General features: G+C 71.3%; 25 protein-coding genes. 13 read left to right on the plus strand and 12 right to left on the minus strand.

The features are described from left to right. Positions 1–33: 33 nt before the first annotated feature. From infB to rimP, 4 genes are all read right to left on the minus strand, one after another. Positions 34–2,988 carry a translation initiation factor IF-2 gene (gene infB, locus SSMG_RS24695; protein WP_009080503.1) on the minus strand — a complete coding sequence of 985 codons (2,955 nt, stop codon included), beginning with the start codon at positions 2,986–2,988 and terminating at the stop codon, positions 34–36. Between the two features lie 89 nt (positions 2,989–3,077). Further along, the gene (locus tag SSMG_RS24700) at positions 3,078–3,380 is read right to left on the minus strand and encodes a YlxR family protein (RefSeq protein ID WP_050788270.1); all 303 of its coding nucleotides are present in this window, start codon (positions 3,378–3,380) and stop codon (positions 3,078–3,080) included. 89 nt (positions 3,381–3,469) lie between these two features. Beyond that, on the minus strand, positions 3,470–4,528 hold the full coding sequence (gene nusA, locus SSMG_RS24705; protein ID WP_037714737.1) for a transcription termination factor NusA: 1,059 nt from the start codon (positions 4,526–4,528) through the stop codon (positions 3,470–3,472). Next, the gene (rimP, locus tag SSMG_RS24710; RefSeq protein ID WP_037714739.1) at positions 4,525–5,043 is read right to left on the minus strand and encodes a ribosome maturation factor RimP; all 519 of its coding nucleotides are present in this window, start codon (positions 5,041–5,043) and stop codon (positions 4,525–4,527) included. Before rimP ends, nusA begins: the two co-directional genes overlap by 4 nt. 111 nt (positions 5,044–5,154) lie before the next feature. Between rimP and SSMG_RS24715 the strand changes: the two genes are divergently transcribed. Further along, entirely contained in the window at positions 5,155–6,075 is a 921-nt protein-coding gene (locus SSMG_RS24715) for a ferritin-like domain-containing protein (RefSeq protein WP_037717897.1), read from the plus strand. A gap of 48 nt (positions 6,076–6,123) precedes the next feature. Here SSMG_RS24715 and SSMG_RS24720 read toward each other — a convergent pair whose 3' ends face one another. From SSMG_RS24720 to SSMG_RS24740, 5 genes are all read right to left on the minus strand, one after another. Beyond that, entirely contained in the window at positions 6,124–6,789 is a 666-nt protein-coding gene (locus SSMG_RS24720) for a hypothetical protein (protein ID WP_100267119.1), read from the minus strand. 32 nt (positions 6,790–6,821) lie between these two features. Next, complete coding sequence (locus tag SSMG_RS24725) at positions 6,822–7,844, minus strand: aminotransferase class V-fold PLP-dependent enzyme (protein WP_037714741.1); 1,023 nt, start codon at positions 7,842–7,844, stop codon at positions 6,822–6,824. A 10-nt stretch (positions 7,845–7,854) separates the two neighbouring features. After that, entirely contained in the window at positions 7,855–8,619 is a 765-nt protein-coding gene (locus tag SSMG_RS24730) for an isocitrate lyase/phosphoenolpyruvate mutase family protein (protein ID WP_009080516.1), read from the minus strand. A gap of 81 nt (positions 8,620–8,700) precedes the next feature. Further along, on the minus strand, positions 8,701–9,330 hold the full coding sequence (locus SSMG_RS24735; RefSeq protein ID WP_009080518.1) for a GPP34 family phosphoprotein: 630 nt from the start codon (positions 9,328–9,330) through the stop codon (positions 8,701–8,703). Further along, complete coding sequence (locus SSMG_RS24740; RefSeq protein WP_009080520.1) at positions 9,327–10,766, minus strand: glycosyltransferase family 39 protein; 1,440 nt, start codon at positions 10,764–10,766, stop codon at positions 9,327–9,329. Before SSMG_RS24740 ends, SSMG_RS24735 begins: the two co-directional genes overlap by 4 nt. 177 nt (positions 10,767–10,943) lie before the next feature. Here SSMG_RS24740 and SSMG_RS24745 point away from each other — a divergent pair, with 177 nt between their 5' ends. Then, entirely contained in the window at positions 10,944–12,176 is a 1,233-nt protein-coding gene (locus tag SSMG_RS24745; RefSeq protein ID WP_037717901.1) for a sensor histidine kinase, read from the plus strand. Continuing rightward, positions 12,173–12,823: a response regulator transcription factor gene (locus SSMG_RS24750; RefSeq protein ID WP_009080525.1), complete on the plus strand. Its 651-nt coding sequence runs from the start codon at positions 12,173–12,175 to the stop codon at positions 12,821–12,823. Before SSMG_RS24745 ends, SSMG_RS24750 begins: the two co-directional genes overlap by 4 nt. A gap of 90 nt (positions 12,824–12,913) precedes the next feature. Here SSMG_RS24750 and SSMG_RS24755 read toward each other — a convergent pair whose 3' ends face one another. Further along, positions 12,914–13,591 (minus strand): IclR family transcriptional regulator, encoded by a 678-nt coding sequence (locus SSMG_RS24755; protein ID WP_100266869.1) that lies wholly within the window; start codon positions 13,589–13,591, stop codon positions 12,914–12,916. A 118-nt stretch (positions 13,592–13,709) separates the two neighbouring features. Between SSMG_RS24755 and SSMG_RS24760 the strand changes: the two genes are divergently transcribed. The 9 genes from SSMG_RS24760 (at position 13,710) to fahA (ending at position 22,581) form a co-directional block, all read left to right on the plus strand. After that, positions 13,710–14,129 carry a nuclear transport factor 2 family protein gene (locus tag SSMG_RS24760; protein WP_009080529.1) on the plus strand — a complete coding sequence of 140 codons (420 nt, stop codon included), beginning with the start codon at positions 13,710–13,712 and terminating at the stop codon, positions 14,127–14,129. Between the two features lie 23 nt (positions 14,130–14,152). Beyond that, a complete protein-coding gene (locus tag SSMG_RS24765) occupies positions 14,153–14,986 on the plus strand; it encodes an SDR family NAD(P)-dependent oxidoreductase (RefSeq protein WP_009080531.1) in 834 nt (277 codons plus the stop codon). Continuing rightward, the gene (locus SSMG_RS24770; protein ID WP_037714744.1) at positions 14,979–15,773 is read left to right on the plus strand and encodes an SDR family NAD(P)-dependent oxidoreductase; all 795 of its coding nucleotides are present in this window, start codon (positions 14,979–14,981) and stop codon (positions 15,771–15,773) included. The genes SSMG_RS24765 and SSMG_RS24770 overlap by 8 nt, the downstream gene beginning before the upstream one ends. Continuing rightward, on the plus strand, positions 15,770–17,176 hold the full coding sequence (locus tag SSMG_RS24775; protein WP_037714746.1) for an FAD-dependent oxidoreductase: 1,407 nt from the start codon (positions 15,770–15,772) through the stop codon (positions 17,174–17,176). Before SSMG_RS24770 ends, SSMG_RS24775 begins: the two co-directional genes overlap by 4 nt. Positions 17,177–17,315: 139 nt before the next feature. Then, complete coding sequence (locus SSMG_RS24780; RefSeq protein WP_009080537.1) at positions 17,316–18,650, plus strand: MFS transporter; 1,335 nt, start codon at positions 17,316–17,318, stop codon at positions 18,648–18,650. Between the two features lie 43 nt (positions 18,651–18,693). After that, a complete protein-coding gene (locus SSMG_RS24785) occupies positions 18,694–19,233 on the plus strand; it encodes a MarR family winged helix-turn-helix transcriptional regulator (RefSeq protein ID WP_009080539.1) in 540 nt (179 codons plus the stop codon). A gap of 158 nt (positions 19,234–19,391) precedes the next feature. After that, positions 19,392–20,591, plus strand: a complete 1,200-nt coding sequence (locus tag SSMG_RS24790) for a homogentisate 1,2-dioxygenase (RefSeq protein ID WP_009080540.1) — start codon at positions 19,392–19,394, stop codon at positions 20,589–20,591. Then, positions 20,588–21,415, plus strand: coding sequence for a hypothetical protein (locus SSMG_RS24795; protein WP_037714749.1), 828 nt, complete (start codon positions 20,588–20,590; stop codon positions 21,413–21,415). Before SSMG_RS24790 ends, SSMG_RS24795 begins: the two co-directional genes overlap by 4 nt. Further along, positions 21,412–22,581, plus strand: a complete 1,170-nt coding sequence (gene fahA / locus SSMG_RS24800; RefSeq protein ID WP_009080544.1) for a fumarylacetoacetase — start codon at positions 21,412–21,414, stop codon at positions 22,579–22,581. The genes SSMG_RS24795 and fahA overlap by 4 nt, the downstream gene beginning before the upstream one ends. Positions 22,582–22,705: 124 nt before the next feature. Here fahA and SSMG_RS24805 read toward each other — a convergent pair whose 3' ends face one another. Further along, positions 22,706–23,335, minus strand: a complete 630-nt coding sequence (locus SSMG_RS24805; RefSeq protein ID WP_037714751.1) for a CoA transferase subunit B — start codon at positions 23,333–23,335, stop codon at positions 22,706–22,708. Beyond that, on the minus strand, positions 23,332–24,042 hold the full coding sequence (locus tag SSMG_RS24810) for a CoA transferase subunit A (RefSeq protein ID WP_009080546.1): 711 nt from the start codon (positions 24,040–24,042) through the stop codon (positions 23,332–23,334). Before SSMG_RS24810 ends, SSMG_RS24805 begins: the two co-directional genes overlap by 4 nt. Before the next feature lie 157 nt (positions 24,043–24,199). Between SSMG_RS24810 and SSMG_RS24815 the strand changes: the two genes are divergently transcribed. Continuing rightward, positions 24,200–24,967, plus strand: coding sequence for an IclR family transcriptional regulator (locus SSMG_RS24815; protein ID WP_009080548.1), 768 nt, complete (start codon positions 24,200–24,202; stop codon positions 24,965–24,967). The last annotated feature ends 1 nt before the right edge of the window (position 24,968 follow it).

Raw genomic sequence — 24,968 nt, forward strand, 5'->3', positions numbered from 1 at the left:
GGGTGCGCGGCTGGCGCACCCCGGACCGGTCACTCACGCACGGGGCTTCTCCCGCTGTTCGTAGGTCTCGATCACGTCGTCGACCTTGATGTCGCTGTACGAGCCCAGCGTGAGACCGCACTCGTACCCTTCGCGGACCTCGACCACGTCGTCCTTGAACCGGCGCAGCGAGTTGATCGGCAGGTTCTGCGCCACGACGTTGCCGTCGCGCAGGAGGCGGGCCTTGGCGTTGCGCCGGATCTCGCCGGACATGACCAGGCAACCCGCGATCGTGCCGATCTTGGAGGACTTGAAGACGTCCCGGACCTCGGCGCGGCCCAGTTCGACCTCTTCGTACTCCGGCTTGAGCATGCCCTTCAGAGCCTGCTCGATCTCCTCGATCGCCTGGTAGATGACCGTGTAGTAGCGCACGTCGACGCCCTCGCGGGTGGCCCGCTCGGTCGCCTTGCCCTGCGCCCGGACGTTGAACCCGAGCACGATCGCGTCGGACGCGGTCGCCAGGTCGATGTCCGATTCGGTCACGCCGCCGACGCCGCGGTGCACGACGTGCAGTTCGACGTCTTCGCCGACGTCCAGCTGCAGCAGCGCCGCTTCGAGCGCTTCGACGGTACCCGAGTTGTCGCCCTTGATGATCAGGTTGAGGCTGCTCGTCTCCTTCAGGGCGGAGTCGAGGTCCTCGAGGCTGACCCGCTTGCGGCGCGACGCGTTGAGCGCGTTGCGGGTGCGGGCGGAGCGGCGCTCGGCGATCTGCCGGGCGACGCGGTCCTCGTCGACCACCAGGAAGGTGTCGCCCGCTCCCGGCACCGAGGTGAACCCGATGACCTGGACCGGACGCGAGGGCAGCGCCTCGGTGACGTCCTCGTTGTGCTCGTCGACCATCCGGCGGACGCGGCCGTAGGCGTCGCCCGCCACGACCGAGTCGCCGACGCGCAGCGTGCCGCGCTGGACCAGGACGGTGGCCACCGGGCCGCGGCCGCGGTCGAGGTGCGCCTCGATCGCGACGCCCTGTGCTTCCATGTCCGGGTTGGCCCGCAGGTCCAGAGCCGCGTCCGCGGTCAGCAGGATCGCCTCGAGAAGCCCGTCGATGTTGATGTTCTCCCGTGCGGAGATCTCGACGAACATCGTGTCGCCGCCGTATTCCTCGGCGATGAGGTTGTACTCGGTGAGCTGCTGCCGGATCTTGTCCGGGTTCGCGCCCTCCTTGTCGATCTTGTTGATCGCGACCACGATCGGGGCCTTCGCGGCCTGCGCGTGGTTGATCGCCTCCACCGTCTGCGGCATGACGCCGTCGTCGGCCGCCACCACGATCACCGCGATGTCGGTCGAGTTCGCGCCTCGGGCACGCATGGCGGTGAACGCCTCGTGGCCCGGGGTGTCGATGAAGGTGATCAGCCGCGGCACGCCTTCGAGCTCGGTCTCGATCTGGTAGGCGCCGATGTGCTGGGTGATCCCGCCGGCCTCGCTCTCGCGGACCTTCGTCTTGCGGATCGTGTCCAGCAACCGGGTCTTACCGTGGTCGACGTGACCCATGATGGTGACGACCGGCGGACGGACCTGCAGGTCCTCCTCGCCGCCCTCGTCCTCGCCATAGGTGATGTCGAAGGTCTCGAGCAGCTCGCGGTCCTCCTCCTCGGGGGAGACGACCTGGACGACGTAGTTCATCTCGCCGCCGAGCAGCTCGAGGATGTCGTCCGACACGGACTGCGTCGCGGTGACCATCTCGCCGAGGTGGAAGAGCACCTGCACCAGCGAAGCCGGGTTGGCGTCGATCTTCTCGGCGAAGTCGGTCAGCGAAGCGCCGCGCGGCAGCCGGATCGTCTCGCCCTGCCCCTTGGGCAGGCGGACGCCGCCGACGCTGGGCGCCTGCATGTTGTCCATGTACTCCTGGCGCTTCTGCCGCTTCGACTTGCGGCCCTTGCGCGAGGGGCCGCCGGGACGGCCGAAGGCGCCCGCCGTGCCGCCGCGACCGCCGGGGCCGCCGCGACCGCCGCCGCCGCGGAAACCGCCGCCGCCGGCCGGGGCGCCACCGCCGCCGCCCGGACGGAAGCCGCCACCGCCGCCGCCACTTCCACCCCCAGGACGGAAGCCGCCGCCACCGCCGCCGCCGGGACCGCCGCGGAAGCCGCCGCCACCGCCGCCGCCCGGACGACCGCCGCCGCCGGGACGGCCGGCGCCGCCGGGACCGCCTCGGCCGCCGGCCGGTCCGGCCGGACGGGCGCGGCCCGGCATCATGCCGGGGTTCGGGCGCGGGGGCATGTTGCCCGGGCTCGGCCGGTTGCCGCCGCCCTGGCCGCCGCCGGGACGCGGCGGACGGGTGTCGCCGCCCTGGCCGCCGCCCGGACGCGGGGGACGGTTGTCGCCGCCCTGGCCGGGGCCGGGGCGCGGGGCGGGCGGACGCGGGGCCGGGGACCCGGAGCCGACGCCGAACGGGTTGTTGCCGACCCGCGGGGGACGCGGACCGGGACGCGGCCCGCTGGGCTTGGGGCCTTGCGGCTTGGGCGGCACGACCGAACCGGCGGACGACGAGTCCTGCTGCTTCGGGGCCGGCTTGGGCGCGGCGGGCTCGGCCTTGGCGGCCGGGACCTCCTGCGCCGGGGCCGGCTGGGCCGGTGCGGGCGGGCGCGGACCGGGACGCGGTCCGCCGGGCTTCGGGGCCGGGGAGGCCGCCGGCTTGGCGGCCTGCGGGCCCGGCTTCCCGGCCGGGGCCTGCTGCTGCGGCGCGGGCGCCGGAGCGGACGGGGCCTGCGCGGCGGCGCTCTGCTGCTGCGGGGCGGCCGGCTTCGGAGCCGGGCGCGGTCCCGGCGTGGGGCCGGGCTTCTTCCCGCCCTTGGCGGGGTACGCGTCGCGGAGCCGGCGGGCGACGGGCGCCTCGACGGTGGACGACGCGGACTTCACGAACTCGCCCTGCTCCTTCAGCTTGGCGAGAACTTCTTTGCTGGTGATGCCGAGCTCCTTAGCGAGCTCGTGTACGCGGGCCTTGCCTGGCACAGCTCTCCTCATCTAGGGGAGGCCAGGCGGAAGACCCGCTGACCTCGTCCTTATCGTCGCGCGTTCATGGCTTCAGCTTCACGGCTGACTCATGACGGGTCGACCTGCTTCCTTGTATCTCGCGACCCCGGGTTTGTCCCGGCGTCGTCGTCCGCGGCGAACGCCGCGTGGTCGTGCAGCCCCGCGGCCTCGAGCGCGCCCTGGACCCGGAGGGCCCGGGGGAACGCCCGCTTCCGCTCGGCTTTGGCCAGGCAGCCCGGCCCCGGGTGCAGCCACGCACCCCGGCCCGGCAGCCGCCGACGTTCGTCGACGACCAGCCGCCCGTCCGCCGCGACCACGCGCAGCAGTTCTGCGGTCAAGTCCCGTTTCCGGCAGCCGACACACGTGCGCACCGGCGCGTGCCGGTGGCGCTGGAGGTCGGGGGTGTCCCCAGTAGCCCTTCGCGGGTCTTGAACCGTTGTCGAGTCTAGCGCCTGCACCTTCAGTCGGCCGAACCGGTTGCCGCGGCGGGCCGCGCCTGGCCGGCGTGGTCTTGCTCACCCTCCCCCGGACCGGCCGGTTCGGCGGGGGCCGCGTCGCTGCGGATGTCGATCCGCCAGCCGGTGAGGCGGGCGGCGAGGCGGGCGTTCTGGCCCTCCTTGCCGATCGCCAGCGACAGCTGGAAGTCCGGCACGACGACCCGCGCCGTCTTGGCGCGCTCGTCCACGACACGTACCGACACAACCTTCGCGGGCGACAGGGCATTCCCGACGAACTTGGCCGGGTCGTCGGACCAGTCGATGATGTCGATCTTCTCGCCGGCCAGCTCGCTCATCACGTTGCGCACGCGCGCGCCCATCGGGCCGATGCAGGCGCCCTTGGCGTTGACGCCGGGAATGGTCGAGCGCACGGCGATCTTCGACCGGTGCCCCGGTTCGCGGGCGACCGCGGCGATCTCGACGGTGCCGTCGGCGATCTCCGGGACCTCCAGCGCGAACAGCTTGCGCACGAGGTTCGGGTGCGAGCGCGACAGCATGATCTGCGGGCCGCGGTTGCTGCGCGACACGCCGAACACGAACGCCTTGATCCGGGTGCCGTGCTCGTAGGACTCCCCCGCGACCTGCTCGGCCTGCGGGAGCACGCCCTCGGTGTCGCCGACCTGGATCACGACCATGCCGCGAGCGTTGGCGCGGGCGTCGCGCTGCACCACCCCGGCCACGATCTCGCCCTCCTTGGCGGAGAACTCGCCGTAGGTCTTCTCGTGCTCGGCGTCGCGCAGCCGCTGCAGGATGACCTGGCGCGCGGTGGTCGCGGCGATCCGGCCGAAGCCCTCGGGCGTGTCGTCCCATTCCTCGTCGACCTCGCCCTCGGACGTGAGGGTGTGCGCGAGGACGCGGACGAGGCCGGTCTTGCGGTCGATGTCGATGCGGGCGTGCGGCTGGTGGCCCTCGGTGTGCTTGTACGCGGTGAGCAGCGCGGTCTCGATGGCCTCGATGACCGTGTCGAAGGGGATGTCCTTGTCCCGTTCGATCGCCCGCAGCGCGGCGATGTCCACGTTCACTTCGACTCCTCCTTCTTCTCGTCCTCGTCCGCGGTCAGTGCTTTGAGTTCTTCGGCGGGCGGTTGCTTGAATTCGACTTCCACCACTGCCTTCGCGACGGACTGGTAGTGCACGTCCTTGATCCGGCCGTCGGCGAGCACGCGCACGCTCTTCTCGCCGGCGTGCCCGACGCGGCCGAGGTAGGCGGAGCCCTCGACGGGCGTGATCTTGACGAGGCGGAACCGGGCGCGGCGCCAGTGCCGCCGCTGGGTGAGCGGCCGGTCGAGGCCCGGCGACGTGACCTCGAGCGTGTAGGCGCTCGCCAGCACGTGCTCGTTCTCGTCGAGTGCGGCCGAGACGGTGCGGCTGACCTCGGCGACCTCGTCCAGGCCGACGCCGTCGTCGGAGTCGACGACCACCTTCACCAGCTGTCGCCTTCCGGCTTGCTGCACCTCGAGCGAGTCGAGGTCGAAACCCGCGGTCGTGACGGCTTCGGCCACGATCGGCTCCAGCCGGCTGGCGAGTTCGTTGGGCACGTGGAGCACTCCTGTTCGGCCTGTTGGTCGGTGAAGGTCAAGCTTATCCTGCGCCCCCGCGAAGACGCGCGAGCGGCGGCGCACCCGGGCGGCCTGGCAGGATGGGCCGACGTGACCGCAGACCTCTCCCGGCGCGCCGTGCTGCGTCTGGGCGCACTGAGCGCCACTGTCGCCGCGGCTGTGCCGCTCGCCGCCTGCTCCGGCGGCTACGACGACGCCCCCGATCCGCTGGCCCCGCTGCTGGCGATGGCCGACGCGGACGCCGCCGCGGCCAGGAAGCTGCCCGCCGGCGGCGACGCGGCCGGCCAGGTCGCCGACGCCAGAGCCGCGCAGGCGGCCGCGCTGAAGGCCGAGGTGGACCGGCTGAACCGGCCGAAGAAGGCGGAGAACGTCCCTCCCGCGCCGACGGACCTCGGCGGGTTCAAGGACCGGCTCGCCGCCGCGCGCAAGCAGGCCGAGGACCTGGTGCCCGCGCTGCCCGCGTACCGGGCCGGGCTCGTCGCGTCGGTGGCCGCCGGGTGCGCCGGGCTGCAGCGGGTCGCGCCGGAACTCGGGCCGGGCGCGGACGCGAAGGCGGTGACCGCGCTGTCGTCGGTGCCGAAGGAAGCGGTCGATTCGCTGCAGAAGGCGCTGGCGGCCGAGCACGCGTCGTTGTGGGTCTACGGCCTGGTGACGGCGTTCCTGCCGGGCGACTTCGGGGACGCGGTGAAGGCGGGGCGCGCGGAGCACACCGCGCGGCGGGACGCGGTCATGCAGATGATCACCTCGGCTTCGGCGACGCCGGTGGCGCCTGAAGCCGCGTACGTGCCGCCTAAGCCGGTTACGGACACTGCTTCGGCAGCCGCGCTGGTGGCGAGCGCGGAGGCCGATACCGCGGCGGCGTGGCTTGCCGTGCTGACGCACACCGATGATTCGGGACTGCGCGGGATGGCTTTGCAGGCGCTGATCGCGGCGGCGCGGCGCGGGATGCCGTGGCGGCAGGAGGCCGGGCAGAAGCCCGCCGCCGTCGCCCTCCCCGGGCAGCCTTCCTAGGAAAAGCGCGCAGGCCGGGCGAATCCGGCCTGCGCGTTCACCGCGACCTCAGCGGAGCTTGCCGGACAGCGTCAGCGCGTTCTTCGCGATCCGGGTGAGCAGCTGCTTGTCGTGGTGGCCGTAGTAGAAGTCGGTCAGCACGATCGTCACCTCGGGGCCGTTGGCCTTCGACTGGTATTCGGCCTCGTTGCCGCTCAGCTTCGGGGCGTCCGTGTCGTGGAAGGTGCCGTCGCGGACCAGGTCGCTCACGTTGCCGGTGCCGTCCCGGTCGGTGAGTTCCTTCAGCTCGGTCGCCTTCGCCGCGTCCGGCATCGTCACCAGCACGACCGAGACCAGCGCCTTCGCGTCCCCGGACTGCACCGTGTACAGCGCCCGCGCCAGGGACTTGCACTGGTTGTCCTGGAAGAACTTCTTGGCTCCGGAGTAGGCGTTGGCGGCGCAGTCGGTGGCCTTGACCGGGCCTTCGGCCAGTTTGTAGTCGAAGGCGGGCTTCGCCGTGGTCGCCGGAGATTCGGCGACCGGAGCCTCCGGCGTGCTGTCGTGCCGGATCAGGTACCAGACGAGCCCGGCCACGACGGCGATCGCCACGAGCCCGGCGCCGCGCAGCAGCAGGGCGCGGTTGCGCGACGGCCCGGGCGGCGGACCCGGGCGCGCGGGCACGGCCGCGATCGGGGCCGTGTCCGAGGGTCCGGGGGTGAAGTGCGGAGGGGACACGCGAACACCGTAGTTCACCGCCCGCACGACTTTCAGCCAGATGCCGCGCCCAGGGCGGCCAGAACGCGTTCGACGTCGTCAGGGCCGTTGTAGAGGTGGAAACCGACCCGGACCCGCCCGTTGCGGACGCTCGCGGAGATCCCGGCTTCGGCGATCCGCGCGGGATCGGCTTCCAGCGCCACGATCGCGCTGCCCTGCGGCTCCAGCCCGGCCGCGGTGCGCAGGGAATCGGCCAGTCCGACGTTGTGGTCGCGCACCGCGGCGAGGTCCAGCGCCGCGAGGTAGTCGAACGCCTCCGCCGCGCCGACGTGCGAGAACCAGACCGGCGAAAGGTCGAACCCGCGCGCGTTTCCGGCCAGGCGCAGTGGCATTCCGTATACCGAGGACCACGGATCGTCGCCGGCGTACCAGTTCGCCGCGACCGGGCGGGTCCGCTCGTGCGCCCGCGGGTGCACCGCGAGCCAGGCGCAGCCGCGCGGCGAGAACAGCCATTTGTAGCCCGCGCAGACGATCCAGTCCGCCCACGCGACGTCGAGCGGCAGCCAGCCCGCGGCTTGCGTGACGTCGATCAGGACCGGCACGTCGGCGGCTTCGGAGGCGGCCCGCAGCGCGGCGGTGTCCAGCAGCGCGCCGTCGGCGGACTGCGCGAGGCTGACCGCGACGAGGTCGTGGCCTTCGACGTGCTGCGCCAGCTTGGCGAGCGGCGCCTCGGTGACGTTCGCCCGCTGCGCGAACGGGAACGTGACGCTGGTGAATTCGCCTTCGGCGACCAGCACCCGGGCGTCCGGGGCCAGCCCGGCGGCGACGTTCGCCACCAGCTGCGACACCGACGCGCCGATCGCCACCCGCTCCGCCGGGACCCCGGCCAGCCGCGCGAATCCGCCGCGGGAACGGGACACCGCCTCGTCGAAGTCCGACGGGGCGTCCTTGCCGGTGCGCCACCGGCCGACCGCGGCGTCGACCGCTTCGGCGACCGGAGCCGGCGGGATCCCGATGCTGGGCGTGTTGAGGTATCCGGCGGGGACAGCGAAGTCGGTGCTTCCTCCGAAGATCATGGCGCTCAGATTACGGGAGCAAAGCCGTGATCTCACCGTACGAAGGCGGTTTCATCGGCAGCTCCCTCCCTTCCCTGGCGGAGTCCACTGTGGCCAGTGCGGCGGAAAGCGCTACGCGGTAAGGGGTTGAGCCGAGACTGACCCTCGCCACGCCCAAGGAAGCCAATTCCGAGAAAGTGGCTTTCCCGGGCAGGTGCAGGAGGTTCACCGGCACCTCGACCGATTCGACCAGCTCGGCGACGTCCGCTGATTCGTGCAGGCCGGGGACGAAGACGCAGTCGGCGCCGGCGTCGGCGTACGCGCGGACCCGGGTGACGGCGTCCGCGACCGGACCGGTGCCGAGCCAGTGCGTGTCGGTGCGGGCGTTGAGGAACATGCCCGGGACTCGTTCGCGCACCTTGGCCAGCAGTGCGGCCTGGACGACGATCGGGGCGAGCGTGTCGCCTCGGCTGTCTTCCAGGTTGACGCCGACGACCCCGGCGTCGGCGAGTTCCGCGACGAGGTCCGCCACCTCCGCCGGGTCGGCGCTGAAGCCGTCGGCGAGGTCGACGCTGACCAGGATGTCCAGCGGGGCCAGCGATTTCGCCAGTGCGACGGTGGCGGCCCGGGACGCCGGGGCGCCGTCGGCGAGCCCGGCGGCGGCCGAAACGCCGAGGCTGGTGGTGCCGACCGCGGGGTGGCCCGCGGCGGCGAGGGCGGCGGCGAACCCGAACTCCCAGACGTTCGGCAGCAACAGCGGACGGCCCGGGACGTGCAACGCGGCGAAGGAGGTCATGTCCGCCACGGTACGACGTCCACGCTTCGGCGGCGGCCGAACTGTCGGTCAGCCCCCTCGGCTGACCGACAGCTCAGCCTCTCAGCCTCCGGAGCCGCCGGAGAACGCCGCGATCCGTGCTGCGCGGCGGCCCGCGACAGCTTTCCGCAACGCCGGAACCGCTGGTCCGGCGAGCTTCTCCAGTTCCTGCAATCGATCGGCGTGGTGCCGCGCGTCCGACCGGGACATCCCCGCGCCGGACGCCGCCGAGAGAGCGGCCAGCGCCGCGGCGGCAGCGTCCACTTCGGACAGCGGCGCGGTCAGCGCGTGATCGAGCTGCGCGTGCGCGTCACGTACTCGCGCCGGGTCCGAAGGCACCAAAACCTTGCGGTGCCAGAAAGAACTGCTGCTCTCTTCGAGCAGCCCGGCCGCGGAGAGTTGCGTTTCCAGCGCCTGCAGCGTGTCGTTCTTGCCCCGGCGCAGCAGCGCGCGCCACGACGCCGGGCTGTGCGCGCGGAGGTCGGCGAGCAGGTCGTCGAGCAGGAGGTCGCCGGTCGGGGCGGCGCCGGTCGGTTCGGCGTGGCCGCGCTGGTCGCGGAGGTTGCCGCGCAGGACCAGGTCGGTCACCGCGGCCGCGCGGACCAGCAAGGCGGCCCGGGGACGGCGGGAGACCGGGCCGCCGTCCGGGTCGCAGGCGAGGAAATACGCTCGCGCGGACAAGGAATCGCTCATTGTTTCTTCACCTCTGGCCAGATCGTTTCCCAGGATTGCTTTCGCCCGGTGTACAGCCACATCAGTCCGGGCACCACTTCAGTCACCGAGGAGAAGTACGGGCGCAGCAACGCCGGATCGAAGCCCGCGAAAAGCACGTTCTTCGCGGTATCCGGCGGCCGGTCGAAGTACCAGTAGCCTCGGTGTCCACTGTAGGCATTGTCGATCCCGTACCGCGGGCCGTAGTACTCGACGGCCGCGGCGAACGGGTAGATTTCGCCGTATACGGCGGTTTCCCGGCGCATTTCCTCGGGCAGCGACCGATATGCCTGCCCGACGCCGTCCGCCAGCTGCTGTTGCGCGGTCTCCCCGGCCGCGAACGCGGTGCCGAGCGGAAACGGCCCGAACGACGTCTCCTTCATCGAAGCGGGCCACACCGGAAGCCCGGCAATAGTGACCGCGGCCGAAAGAGCGAACGCGATTCCGACCGGAATCTTCCACCACCGCACCAGATTCCGGCGCGAAAGCTCAGTCGCGGCAGCGGCGAACGGGAGCGAATACAGGCTCATCAAGTAATACGAGCGGCCGTGCGTCCCGACGATCACCGCCACGACCAGCAGCAACGCCACCGCGAGGTACCGGTACGGCACCAGGTCCGGCGAACGGAACAGCCGCCACATCCCGTACAGCAGCGCCAGCACGCCGATGCCCATTCCCGCGCCGAGCACACCGTCGCGCGCGAAGGCGAGGTAGCCGGGGAATTCGGCCGCGACGACCTCGCCCATCCGGGTGTAGGCCCACCCGTGCGTGGCTTGCCAGAAGACCGTCGGCAGCGTGGCCACGACGGCGATCAGCGCGCCCAGCCACAGTTTCGGCCGGGACACCAGGTCGCGCGGCCCGAGGATCAGCGCGGAGACCAGCGCCGCGCCCCACAACGCGGGAATCAGGAATTTCGTCTCCAGCGACACCGCGGTGACCACTCCGGCCAACACCAGCAGACCGTCGCGCCGGGTCCGGGTCCAGCGCACGAGGAGGAACACCACGAGCGTCCAGAAGAACGGATCCAGCGCGTACGTCGCGACCCAGTGGCTGAGGATGATCAGCCCCGAAGTCGCGTACGCCCCGGCCGCCATCGTCTGTGCTCCGCGACCGCCGCCGAGTTCGCGGGCGGTCAGCGCGGTCACGATCGCCCCGGCGCCGGCCGCGAGCGCCATCGGCAGCCGCAGCGCGGCCAGCGAGCCGGGGAACCACTGGTCGAGCGTGCCGGCCAGCAGCGGGACGAGCGGTGACTGGTCGAAATACCCCCAGCTCAGGTGATCTCGACCGGCCACGAGGAAGTACAGCTCGTCGAAGCCGTGCGCGTACCGGGTGCTCGTCGCCACCAGCAGCGCCACGGCGCCCGCCGCGACCGCCAGCACCGGCAGCCGGGCGAACCTCGGGAGTCCTTCGCTCGTCATGGCGTCGAGTCCACCGTGCCGGGCGGGTGCGGCGTAAGCGTGTTCGGTAGCGACTCGCAGCGACGAAAGTGGATCGCTTCCGCCCGGTCCGCAACTTTCGGCGGTAGCCCGCCACCCGGGCGGTGCGGATCCGGCGCGACCGGGCGGACGAACGGATACCGTGGCCGGGTGACCAGCATGCGCCACACCTGGCCGCGGTCGACCGACTGGCTCTGGCTCGGCGGCACCGCGCTGGTGTTCGCCTGCCTCGACTTCGGGCTTTTCCTCGCCGCCGGGCCCACGACGGGCTTCCTCGGCCCGCACGCGACGCTCGTGCTGGAACTGGTCTGCGACGCGTCCCTGCTCCTCCTGGCGCGCTTCCCGAACGGCGTCGCCGGACTGCTGATCGTGGCCTCGCTGGCGATGCTGGCGTCCGACCTCTTCTCCCCCGGCCTGCTCGTGCCCGTCCGCCAGCCGACGCTGATGACCGTCCCGACGATCACGCCGATCGTGCTGGCGCAGCTCGTTCGGCAACTGGACCGGCGACGGCTGCTGTGGATCGCCGGATTCCTCGCGCTGCTGGCGACGCGGCCGTGGAATCCGGCCTGGAACACGACGCCGTTCGGGCTGTTGAGCACCGCGCTTCCGGTCGCGATCGCGCTGTATTTCGAGGCGCGGCGGCAGTTGCTGAGTTCGTTGCGCGACCGGGCCGAGCGCGCGGAGCGCGAGCAGCATCTGCTCGCCGAACAGGCGCTGGCGGCCGAGCGCCGACGGCTCGCGAGCGAGATGCACGACGTCGTCACGCACCGGTTGAGCCTGATGGTGCTGCACGCGGGCGCGCTCGGTGTGACCTCGCCGGATCCGTCGGTGAAGTCCGCCGCCGAGGACATCCGGCGCGAGGGCGCGCACGCGCTGGACGAACTGCGCGACCTGGTCGGCGTGCTGCGCAACGGAACCGGAATCGAACCGCCAGTTCCGAATCCAACACTGCCGAATCCAACGCCGCCGAACCCGCCGCTGCCCGGCGAGGTGGCGGACCTGGTCGCCGAATCGGCGGCGGTCGGGATCGCGACCGAGCTTTCCGTGACCGGGGACCGGGCGTCGGTGTCGCCGACCGTCGCGCGCACCGCGTACCGCGTGGTCCAGGAGGCGCTGACCAACGTCCGCAAGCACGCGCCGGGCTGCTCGGCGACGGTTTCGCTGCGCTATCACCCGGGCGGACTGGACGTCGCGGTCGCCAACACCAGCGCGACCCGGCCGCCGGACGCGGCGCTCGCGGGCACCGGCTCCGGCACCGGGCTGAGCGGGCTGCGCCAGCGGGTCGAACTCGTCGGCGGGACCTTCGAGGCGGGCCCGCTGCCCGGCGGCGGGTTCAAGATCGGTGCGATACTGCCCGCCTACGTCCCGACCACGGAAGGTGCTGCCCGGTGATCACGGTCGTGGTGGCCGACGACGAGCCGATGGTGTGCGCGCACCTGCGCACGATCCTCGGTTCGGCCGGCGACATCGAGGTAGTCGCGCAGGCGGGGGACGGCGCGGAGGCGGTCGAGGAAGTGGTCCGGCACCGGCCTTCGGTGGTGCTGATGGACCTGCGGATGCCCGGCGTGGACGGGCTGGCCGCGATCGAGCGGATCTGCACGCTGCCGGAACCGCCCGCGGTCGTCGCGCTGACGACGTTCGACGCGGACACCTACGTCATCCGCGCCCTCCGCGCGGGCGCGGCCGGATTCCTGGTGAAGTCGACGCCGCCGGAGGACTTGATCGGCCTGGTCCGGGTCGCCGCGGACGGGCACACGGTGTTGTCGCCGTCCGCCGCGCGCCGGTTGGTCGCGTTGTCGGCGGACGGCCATCGCCGCGATGACGAAGCCCGCCGCCGGACCGCGGGGTTGACCGAGCGAGAGCGGGATGTGTTGGCCTGCTTGGGAGAAGGACTGTCCAATGCGGACATCGCCGCTCGGCTGCACCTGGCGGAGGCGACGGTGAAGAGCTACGTGTCGCGGATGCTGGTGAAGCTCGACTGCACGAACCGGACGCAGGCCGGGTTGCTCGCGCACGAGGCCGGGCTCGTCGGCCGCTAGCCCCGCGGCTCGTGAGTGTTTATGCCGGTTCTAACCGGCATAAACACTCACGAGCCCAACCTGCCCGAGGCCGGACTCAGCGCCGTCACCTCACTTCAGCAGCGAACCCAGCCGCTGCGCCGACGCCACCACCAACCGGCCCAGTTCGTCCGGGTCCGGGGCCTCGAACAACGACAGCCCGATGCTCGTGCCCGGCGCGTCCCGGCCGGTCGGCACCACCGCGGAGATCCCGGTGATCCCCGGCGCGATCTCCCCCACCGAAACCGCGTAGCCGCGGGCCCGGGCGCGGGTGATCTCCTCGCGTTCGCCGTCCACCGGCGGTTCCGCCGCGAGCAGCGCGAGCCCGGCCGACCCGCGCCCTATCGGGTCCAGCTGGCCGCTGCGGAACGACACGTGCATCCGCGCCTGCCGCGGTTCGACGATCATCAGCATCCGCACCTGCTCGGCGTTTTCGCGGACGACCAGGTGCGCCGACGCGCGGCCGGCGTCCGAAAGCTCCTCCAGCACCGGGCGCGCGAGCGTGCGCAGGTCCTGTTCGACCGGCTCGGCCAGGCGCACGAGGCCGGTGCCGAGCGAGATCCGCTTGAACCGGTCGCGGCGGCAGAGGTGGTGCGCCTCCAGCGTGCGCACCAGCCGGTGCGCGACCGTGCGGTGCACGCCGATCCCCTCGGCGATTTCGGTCATCGTGAGCCCCTGCGGATGCTCCACCAGCAGCTCCAGCACCTGAAGACCGTGGCTCAGCGTCTTCGACGTCCCCGATTCGGACACACGACTCCCTTGACGACAGCTCATCCGGCGACCTACTGTTCCTTCATATCGCACGGTGCGTGCGAATATAGCACGTTTGCCGTTCGAGGCAACTCCCCGCGGATCGAGGTACCGGACCATGAGCGAAGTCCCCGTCGAGGACGTGCTGGCGGTGCACCAGCTCTACGGCCGCCAGAGCCACGCCATCGACTCCGGGCAGGCCGCGCGCTGGGCCGCCACCTTCACCCCGGACGGGGAGTTCGTCTCGCCCAGCTACCCGGAACCCGCCGTCGGCACCGCCGCGCTGACCGCGTTCGCCGAGCGGTTCCACGCGGGATGCGTCGAGTCCGGCGAACGGCTGCGGCACGTGGTGTCCACAGTGGAAGTCCAAAACGGACAGACCGAGGACACCTTGCGCGCGCTGGCTTATCTGCAGATCGTCGGAACGCCGGAAGGCGGCACCCCGCGGCTGCACCGGCTCACCGTGCTGGACGACGAACTCGTGCGCACCGCAGACGGCTGGCGCGTGCGCCGCCGCACCGTGCACCGCGAGCCCTGAGAAACAACGAGGAGAAAACCCAGATGACCACTCTCGAGCCCACCGGCCCCGGCCGGGTGCTGCACCAGCCCGCGACCGCGCGCTACCCGGAGATGCCGGGCAAGGTCGCCGTGGTCACCGGCGCGGCCCGCGGCATGGGCGCGCGGTTCGCCGCCGGTCTCGCCACGCGCGGGGTGCACGTGGTGGGCGGCGATCTCGACGCCGCCGCGATGACCGCCACCGCCGGCGACCTGACCGCCGCGCTGGCCGCCGAGTCCGTCGAGGACAAGCCGGGCCGGATCGTCGCGGCCGCGGTGGACGTCACCCGCGCCGAGGACCACGTCGCGCTCGCCCAGCGCGCGATCGACGAGTTCGGCCGCATCGACTTCTGGGTCAACAACGCCGGGATCTTCCCGTACGCCGAGGTCCCGGACATCACGCCGGAGCAGATCCGCTCGACGCTGTCGGTGAACGTCGAGGGCGTGCTGTTCGGCGCGCAGGCCGCGGCCGCGCGGATGGAACCGGGCAGCGCGATCGTCAACATGGCGTCGGTGTCCGCGGTCCGCGTGCGCAAGGGCCGCGCGGCGTACTGCAGCTCGAAGGCCGCGGTCGCGCACCTCACCGAATCGCTCGCGGTGGAACTCGGCGACCAGGGCATCCGGGTCAACGCCATCGCCCCGGGCTACATCGACACCGAGATGACGCGCTGGATCCAGGACGACGCGCCCGCGCTGGCGAAGGCGCTCGACGCGGTGCCGCTGCACCGGATCGGCTCGCCGGAAGAGGTGTGCGGCGTGCTGCTGTTCCTGCTTTCCGACAGCTCGCGGTACGTGACCGGGCACAGCCTCGCGGTCGACGGCGGCTCCCGGCATGTCTGACGCCACCGAAGCCGTGCGCTACCCGGACGTCGTGCTCGTGACAGGCGCGGCGAACGGGATGGGCGCGCAGCACGCCCGGGCGCTCGGCGAACGCGGCGTGCACGTCTGCGTCGCGGATTTCGCTGGTGCGGACGAAATCGCGGACGAGATCCGCGCGGCGGGCGGTGCGGCGACTCCGTACCCGATGGACGTCGTCGAACCAGCACAGTGGACTCGCGTGCTCGACCGGATCCGCGCCGAGCACGGTTCGCTCGGCGGGCTCGTGAACAACGCCGGGATCTCGCGGCGGCTGGAATTCCAGGACACCACCGCCGAGGTCTGGGACCGGGTGCTCGCGGTGAACCTGTCCGGGCCGTTCCACGGGATGCGCGCGGCCGCGCCGCTGATGCGCGATTCGGGCGGCGGTTCGATCGTGAACATCTCGTCGATCTCCGGTCAGATCGGCTACTTCTCCCCCGCCTACTCCGCCAGCAAATGGGGCTTGACCGGATTGTCGAAGTCCGCCGCGGGCAATTTCGCGAAGTGGCGGATCCGGGTCAACTCCGTCCATCCCGGACTGGTCGACACCGGACTGCTGGCCGGCGCGGACGCGTTCGTCAAGTCCGCTGTGGACAGTGTGCCCGCCGGAAGGATGGCCGACCCCAAGGAAATCACCGACACGGTGCTGTTCCTGCTGTCGGATCGCTCCACCTACCTGACCGGAAGCGAGGTCACAGTGGACGGCGGCCTCGTCTCCAACGGTCTCTACCATCGCATTCTCGCCGAAACCGGAGGTGATCTCGGATGAGCGTCGACATGGGCGTCGTGGTGATCGGCGGGGGCGGCGCGGGATTGGCCGCGGCGGTGTCCGCGGCCGAGCACGGCGCCTCGGTGCTGCTGTTCGAAGCGGAGAAGGAACTCGGCGGCTCGACCCAGCTGTCCGCGGGCATGCTCACCGCGGCGGGCACGAGCGTCCAGCGCGAACTGGGCATCGAGGACACGCCGGAGCGGTTCTTCCAGCACTACCTCGACCTCAACCAGTGGCAGCTGAAACCCGGGCTGCTCAAGACGTTCTGCCGCGAGGCCGGACCCGCGGTCGAATGGCTGATCGGGCTCGGCGCGGAAATCCCGGCGAAGGTGTCGCACGACGCGCACACCCCAGGTCTGACCCGGGCGGGCGTCGAGGACGTCTGGCGCGGGCACGTGCCGAAGGACCAGGGTTACGGCCTCGTCCAGGTGCTCGACCGCGCGCGCCGCAAGGCCGGGGCGGAAGCGGTGCTGAACACCCGCGTCGAACGGCTGCTCGTCGAGGACGGCCGGGTCGCCGGCGTGGTCGCCGACGGCATCGAGGTCCGCGCGAATTCGGTGATCGTGACCAGCGGCGGGTTCGCCCAGGATCCCGCGCTGCGCTCGCGGTACTACCCGGACGCCGACGCGGCGGGCGAGGATCTGTTCGTCGTCGCCGCGCCCGGCTCGCGAGGCGACCACTTCTCGTTCGGCGAGCAGGTGTCCGCGTCGATCACTGGCGAAGGCTGGGGATTGCTGCTGCCGACCGCGTATTTCCAGCGCCTGCACCACTGGCAGTCCGGTTTCCCGCCGCGCTCGCGCGTGCTGGTGAACGCGCACGGCCGCCGGTTCATGGACGAGGACGCCTCGTACGCGGTGTCCAGCGGCATCATCTCCGCGCAGGACGGTCCAGTGTGGATGGTCTTCGACGACCGAGCGCGCCGCGATCTTCCGCCGGGCTACGCGCACTGGAACGCCGAACACGTACTGTCCGAAGCGGCCGCCGGCCGCACCCTCCGTGCCGACACCCTGGAGGAACTGGCGGGCAAGATGAACGTGCCCGCCGCCGCTCTCCAGGCCACTGTGGACAGATGGAACGCCCAGCTGCCCAGCGGCGAGGACCCGGAGTTCCTGCGGCACGAAACGCTGTCCGCCAAGGGCGCGGCCGAACCGCCCGCGAAAATCGCCACCGGGCCGTTCTTCGCCGCGCGCACGCTGCCCGCCGAGCTGGTCTGCACGCACGCCGGGCTGGAGATCGACTCCGGCGCCGCGGTGCTGGACGTCCGCGGCGACCGCGTGCCCGGGCTGTTCGCCGCGGGCGAGGCCGGGGCCGGAGTGCTCGGCTTCCGCTACGTCGGCGGCGGCAACGCGGTCGCCAACGCCGTCACCATGGGCCGCATCGCCGGCCGTTCCGCCGCTGCCTGACCAGCCACACACTTGCCGATCCGGCCGAAAGAAGGCCGACCCCCGCCCGGGACCCGACCGTTGCCGCAAGCCATTCGGCCGCGGCAGCAGCCGGATCGACAACGATCAACACAGTACTGCTCACCGTCGAGGAGAACCCATGTCCGTCCCCGCCGCAGCCGCCGCCACGGCGGACTCGCCGCTGGCCAGACGCACCGTCCGCAAGGTCGGCGTCCGCGTCATGCCGATCGTCCTGCTGCTCTACATCTTCAACTACATGGACCGGGCGAACATCGGCTACGCCCAGCTCGGCATGGCCAAGGAACTCACCATCACGGCCGCGACCTTCGGCGTCGCGTCGGCGATCTTCTTCCTCGCCTACGTGGTGTTCGAGGTCCCCAGCAACATGATCATGAAGAAGGTCGGGGCCCGGCTGTGGCTCAGCCGGATCGCGGTCAGCTGGGGCATCGTGACCGTGCTGACCGGGTTCGTCGCGAGCGTGACGCACCTGATGATCGCCCGGATCCTGCTCGGCATCGCCGAGGCGGGCCTGTTCCCCGGGCTGCTGCTGTACTTGACCTTCTGGTTCCGCGGCAAGGAACGCGGCCGGGCCATCGCGACGCTCGCGCTCGCGCAGCCGATCGCGCTGATCCTCGGGAGCCTCTTCGGCGGCTGGATCCTCGACCACGTGCACTGGTTCGGGATGAGCAGCTGGCAGTGGGTGTTCATCCTGCAGGGCGCGCCCGCCGTGCTGATCGGCCTGCTGACCTTCTTCTGCCTGCCGAACAAGCCCGCCGACGCGAAGTTCCTGACCGCTGAGGAAAGCTCCTGGCTGCAGGCGGAGATCGACCGCGAGTACGTGCCGGAGGAGAAAGAGACGTTCCTCGGCCAGCTGCGCGCGGTGCGCGACGGCAAGGTCCTGCTGCTGGCGATTTCCAACCTCTTCATCGCCTGCGGGCTGTACGGGCTCACGTTCTTCCTGCCGCTGATCGTGAAGCAGCTCGACCCGAAGTACTCCTCGACCAACATCGGCCTGCTCGGCGCGATCCCGTACGTGGTCGGCGCGGTCGGCATGCTGCTGCTGGCCCGCAACTCCGACCGCACCGGCGAGCGCAAGGGCCACGTGATCGGCACCGTGCTGGTGGCGGCGATCGGCTTCTTCGGCGCGATCCAGTTCAAGACCGTGCCGGCGTTGTCGCTGATCAGCCTCTCGCTGGCGGCGATCGGCGTGCTCGGCTACCTCGCGCCGTACTGGGCGATGGCCGCACGGGTGCTGTCGAAGGAGCACACCGCGGTCGGCCTGGCCGCGATCAACTCGATCGCCGCGCTCGGCGGGTTCTTCGGGCCGTACGCGATCGGGCTCGCGGCCACCGAGAGCGACGTGACGGTGGGGCTGTACTTCCCGATCGGCTGCCTGGTCGTCGCCGCGGCGATGCTGGCGTTCCTGAAGGTGCCGCGCGACGCCGGGGCCCGCCTGGCCCGTCCGGTGAAGTAGTTTCGAGTTTGATTATCCCGGCGGCGCGGTTACAGTGCTCTCCATGCAGGACCCCGCCGCGCCGCCGGACCCGGACTCGCTCGACTTCTGGTCGTTCATCGCGCTGGCCAACCGCAGGCTGTCCGAGGAGTTCGGGTTCCGCCACCAGCTGGCGACCGAGGTGCTGCTGACGCTGAACCGGGCGTCGAACCTGGTCACCTACGACCTCGAAGCCGCCGTGCACCGGCCGCGCGGGCGGTCGTGGTCGGCGTTCCGGGTGCTGTTCGTCGTGTGGCTGGCCGGGCCGCTCGAACCGTCCGCGGCCGCGCGGCTTGCCGGGATGAGCCGCGCGGCCGTGTCGAATCTGGCGAAGTCCCTGGTCAGCGAGGGTTTGCTGACGCGGACGCCGGGCGAGACGGACGGCCGTTCGGTGCGGCTTTCGCTCACCGAGGCCGGGCACGCCGAGATGCTCGAGGTGTTCGAGGCGCAGAACGAACGCGAGGCCGGGTGGGTCGAGGTGCTCACCGAGGCCGAACAGCGCGTGCTGGTGATGCTGCTCGACAAGCTCATCTCCGGCCGGGCCGGGTTCGCGACCCGCCGCTGACCCGGCACCGCTGTCCGTGAAGGGCTCCTTGAGGGAATCTGATTCCTTCAAGGAGCCCTTCACGGACAGCCGCCAGCCCTTCCCACAGCTCGGCTGGGGGACTACGCTGGCCGGAAAGTAGTACATACTTTGATTACTTCGCGCCGAGGAGGCGACCCATGGCCTACTACCGCAGCGCGGGCAGCATCCCGCCTAAGCGGCACACCCAGCACCGCACGCCCGAAGGCGGGCTCTACTCCGAGGAGCTGATGGGCGAAGAGGGCTTCTCCTCCGACTCGTCGCTGCTCTACCACCGCGGCATCCCGTCCGCGATCGTCGACGCGACGCCGTGGCAACTGCCGGACCAGACGCTCACCGAGAACCGGCCGCTCAAGCCGCTGCACCTCAAGCTGCACACGCTGTTCCCGGGCGAGGAATGGAAGAGCGCGGATGTCGTGAACAACCGCCGTCTCGTGCTCGGCAACGGCGACGTGCGGATCTCCTACGTCGCCGCCGGCGAGGCTTCCCCGTTGTACCGCAACGCGATCGGCGACGAATGCGTGTACGTCGAGTCCGGCGAAGCGGTCGTCGAAACGGTGTTCGGCGCGCTGCCCGCCCGCACCGGCGACTACGTGATTCTCCCCCGCGCCACCACGCACCGATGGGTGCCGAAGGGCGCGGAACCGTTGCGCGCCTATGTGATCGAGGCGAACTCGCACATCGCGCCGCCGAAGCGCTACCTGTCGCGGTACGGCCAGTTGCTGGAGCACGCGCCCTACTGCGAGCGCGACCTGCACGGCCCGGCCGAACCGCTGCTCGTCGAGGGCACGGACGTCGAGGTGCTGGTCAAGCACCGCGGCTCGCGCGGCGTCGTCGGCACGCGTTACGTGTACCCGACGCACCCGTTCGACGTGGTCGGCTGGGACGGCTGCCTGTACCCGTACACGTTCAACGTCTCCGATTTCGAGCCCATCACCGGCCGCGTGCACCAGCCGCCGCCCGTGCACCAGGTGTTCGAGGGCAACAACTTCGTCATCTGCAATTTCGTGCCGCGCAAGGTCGACTACCACCCGCTCTCGATCCCGGTGCCGTACTACCACTCCAATGTGGACTCCGACGAGGTGATGTTCTACTGCGGCGGGAACTACGAGGCGCGCAAGGGCTCCGGCATCGGCCAGGGCTCGATCAGCCTGCACCCCGGCGGGCACAGCCACGGCCCGCAGCCGGGCGCGGTGGAACGCTCGCTCGGCGCGGAGTTCTTCGACGAGCTGGCCGTCATGGTCGACACGTTCCGCCCGCTGGAGATCGGCGAGGGCGGCCACGCGAGCGACGACCCCGGCTACGCCTGGACCTGGGCAGGACGGGGACCGCAGTCGTGACCGACGCCTTGACCCGCGGCCTGCTCGACGACGCGGCGGTCTTCCCGCCCGGCCTCGCGCCGCTGCCGGACGCCGTCGCCGCGCACGACCGGCACACCGCTTCCTCGTACGCCGCGATGGTCGGCCCGCTGGTCGTCGCCGCGTCTGGGTTGGCGGAGCTGGCCGAGGTCGTCGCGGGCCGCTCGACGCCCCTGCCGCTGACCGTGACGCTGCCCGCCGGGCCGGGCGGGATCGCCGACGTGCTCAAGGCCGTCGACGGCCTCCCGGTGTCGGTCGAATCGCTGGAAATCGCGGTGCCGCAGGGAATGCGCGTCGCCGAGTTCCTGTCCGCAGTGGACGGTTGCCCGGTTCCGATCGCCGTGGAGATCCCGCGCGACGAACGCCGGATTCCGTTGCTGCAAGCGCTTTCCGGCACCCCGCACAAGGCGAAGTTCCGCACCGGCGGCACGTCGGCCGAGTACTACCCGGACGAAGCCGAACTCGCCGCCGCGATCCGCGCGACCGCCGAGGCGGGCGTGCCGTTCAAGGCGACCGCGGGCCTGCACCACGCGATCCGCAACACCGACCCCGACACGGGTTTCGAGCAGCACGGATTCCTGAACCTCCTGCTCGCCGCCGAGGCAGCCGACCGCGGCGCCGAGGACGAGGAAGTCGTTGCGCTGCTTGCCGAACGCGACGCCAAAGCGGTCTCCGACCGGATCCGCGCGCTGGCCCCGGAACGCCTGTCCGCGGCCCGCGCGCAGTTCACCTCGTTCGGCACCTGCAGCATCACCGACCCGCTCACCGAACTGACAGACCTAGGCCTGATCGGAGCCCCCGCATGACCGTGCTCGACATCCCCGCCGGCTCCCCGTTCGGCGTCGAAAACCTGCCGTACGGCGTCTTCTCGGCGGGCGACGGCAGCCCCCGAGTGGGCGTGCGCGTGGGCGAGCACGTGCTGGACCTGTCGATCGCGCTCGGCGACGCGGTCTTCGCCGAGCCGACGCTGAACGCCTTCATGGCGCAGGGTTACGACCGCTGGGTCGAGGTCCGCACCCGGCTGCAGTCGCTGGTCACCGGCGACGTGCCCGCCGAAGCGGTGCACGCGGTCGCCGACGTCCAGCTGCACCTGCCCATCGACGTCGCCGACTACGTGGACTTCTACGCCTCGGAACACCACGCGTCGAACGTCGGCCGCCTGTTCCGCCCGGACGCGGAACCGTTGCTGCCCAACTGGAAACACCTCCCGGTCGGCTACCACGGCCGCTCCGGCACGGTCTACGTGTCCGGCACCGACGTGGTCCGCCCGAGCGGCCAGCGCAAGGGCGAGGACGGCCCGGTCTTCGGCCCGAGCACCCGCCTGGACATCGAGGCGGAACTGGGCTTCATCGTCGGCGCGGGCACTCCGGCCAACACGCCGATCTCCCCGGACGACTTCCCTCGCCACGTGTTCGGCGCGGTCCTGCTGAACGACTGGTCCGCCCGCGACATCCAGGCCTGGGAGTACGTCCCGCTGGGCCCGAACCTGGGCAAGAGCTTCGCGACGTCGATCTCGCCGTGGGTGGTCCCGGTGCTGGCGCTGGCCGAGGCCCGCGTGCCGCTGCCCGGCCAGACCTCGCCGGAACCCCTGCCCTACCTGCGGGAATCGTCGCCGTGGGGCCTGGACATCACCCTGGCCGTGGAGTGGAACGGCCAGGAGGTGTCCCGCCCGCCGTACCGGGAGATGTACTGGTCTCCCGCGCAAATGCTGGCCCACCTGACCGTCAACGGCGCCTCCGCCCGCACCGGCGACCTCTACGGCTCCGGCACGATCTCCGGCGCGGAACCGGCCGAACGCGGCTCGTTCCTGGAACTCTCCTGGGGCGGCCGGGACCCGTTGACCGTCAACGGCGAATCCCGCACCTTCCTGCAGGACGGGGACGAGGTCGTGATCACCGGTCGCGCCACCACCAGCGGCGGCGCGACCCTCGGCTTCGGCGAGGTCCGGGGCCGCATCCTGCCCGCGCAATAACGGCAGAAGTCCGTGAAGGGCTCCTTGAGGGAATCTGTTTCCCTCAAGGAGCCCTTCACGGACCTAGCCGCACCTGCGTGCCTAACCCAGCGAGGCGCCCAGCCCTCCCCCGCGCCGTGCCCGCTTATTCCGCGACCGGCGCCCCAGTCTTCTCCCGCACCTCTTCCAACGAAACCCCAGGCGCCAGCTCCACGAGCTTCAGCCCGTCGTCCGTCACATCCAGCACCGCCAAGTTGGTGATGATCCGGTTCACCACTGCCGCCCCGGTCAACGGCAGCGTGCACTTCTCGACAATCTTCGGCGTCCCGTCCTTGGCGGTGTGATCCGTAATGATCACCACCCGACGAGCCCCGGCGACGAGATCCATCGCGCCGCCCATCCCCTTGACCAACGCTCCGGGAACCGTCCAGTTCGCCAAATCCCCGTTGGCGCCGACCTGCAACGCCCCGAGCAACGCCAGATCGATATGCCCGCCGCGAATCATCGCGAAAGACTCGGCGGAATCGAACAAACTGGCCCCGGGCTGCAAGGTGACCGTCTGCTTCCCGGCGTTCACCAGGTCCGGGTCTTCCTCGCCCTCCCAAGGGAACGGCCCCAGCCCGAGAATCCCGTTCTCGCTGTGCAAGGTCACCTGCACCCCGTCCGGAATGTGGTTCGCCACCTGGGTGGGAATCCCGATCCCGAGGTTCACGTAATCGCCGTCCCGAAGCTCGCGAGCCCCGATCTTGGCCATGTCCTCCCGGCTCCAGCTCACGCCGACGCCTCCTCACGCACGCGCACGGTCCGCTTTTCGATCTGCTTTTCCCGCTCGACGGCCTGGATCAGCCGCTGGATGTAGATCCCCGGCGTGATGATCCGCTCCGGGTCGAGGTAGTCGTCCGAGATCTGCTCGGCCTCGGCGACGGTCACCTTGCCGCAGGTCGCGACCAGCGGGTTGAAGTTCCGCGAGGCGTACCGGTAGATCAGGTTCCCGGCCGGGTCCGCGACGTAGGCGTGCACGAGGGAAAGATCCGCGACGATCCCGCGCTCCTGCACGTAGGTGACGCCGTCGAACTCGGCGTGCGGCTTGCCCTCGGCGATCGGCGTGCCGACGCCGGACTTGGTGTAGAACGCCGGGATCCCCGCGCCGCCCGCCCGCATCCGCTCGGCGAGCGTGCCCTGCGGGGTGAATTCGACCTCGACCGTCCCGTCGAGGTACTGCTGCGCGAACAGCTTGTTCTCGCCGACGTACGACGCGATGACCCGGCGCACCTGCCGGTTCTCGAGCAGGATGCCGAGCCCGGCCCCGTCGACTCCCATGTTGTTCGAGACGATCGTCAGATCGCGCACGCCCGAGTCCCGGACCGCCTCGATGAGGTCGTTCGGGTTCCCGGTGAGGCCGAAGCCCCCGACCGCGATCGTCAGCCCGTCCTCGAGCAGCCCGTCGAGGGCCTCCGCGGCGCTGCGGTACTTCGTCGGCACGGCATCCTCTCCACTTCGTTCGGTGAGTGGTCAGTCCCCGCATACAACCCAGCGCAGGGGAAACGGGTCAACCGACACGCCGGGATCCCCGGCAAACCTCTCGCGCACCGAACACCCGCGCCCGATGCGTTCACTGAGCGGACGTACCCTCGATCCCGTGCCCACCTCGCCTCCGGACCACGTCGTCGGACGGGTGTCCGCGGTCCTGCGCGCATTGTCCACCTACCGCGACGGAGCGTCGACCTCTCAGCTCGCGCGCCAGTGCGGCCTGGCCCGCCCGACCGTGCACCGGCTGCTCGCGTCGCTGGCCGCCGAGGGCTACGTCGACCGCGACCGGCAGAGCGGCCGCTGGTACCTGGGCCCGGAGCTGTACCTGCTGGGCGAGGCGGCCGCCCCGCGCTACGACGTGACGCAGCAGGCGCGCGCGAGCGTCCACCGGCTGGCCGCGGCCACCGGCGAGAGCGCGTTCTTCTCCGCCCGCCGCGGCAACGAGACGGTCTGCCTGCTGCGCGAGGACGGCGACTTCCCGATCCGGTCGTTCGTGCTGTACGAGGGCGCGCGGTTCCCGCTGGGCGTGGTGTCGGCGGGGCTGGTGGTGCTGTCGATGCTGCCGGACCGGGAGGTCGAGGAGTACCTGTCCACAGTGGATCTGACGGCCGAATGGGGTCCGGCGCACCGCGCGGAGGACGTGCGGGCCCGGATCGCGCGGACGCGGGAGGACGGGTATTCGACCAATCCCGGGCTGGTGGTCGAGGGAAGCTGGGGCATGGCGGCGGCGGTGTTCACGCCCGCCGGGGAGCCGGCGTGGGCGTTGACCTTGACCGGGGTGGAGTCGCGGTTCCGCGCGGAGCGGCGCCCCGAGCTGGGGGCATTGCTGCTCAAAGAGGCGCATGCGTTGACGAACGTGCTGCGCCAGCCCTCCTGAG

Source organism: Streptomyces sp. AA4 (assembly GCF_000158875.1).
Classification (GTDB): domain Bacteria; phylum Actinomycetota; class Actinomycetes; order Mycobacteriales; family Pseudonocardiaceae; genus Amycolatopsis.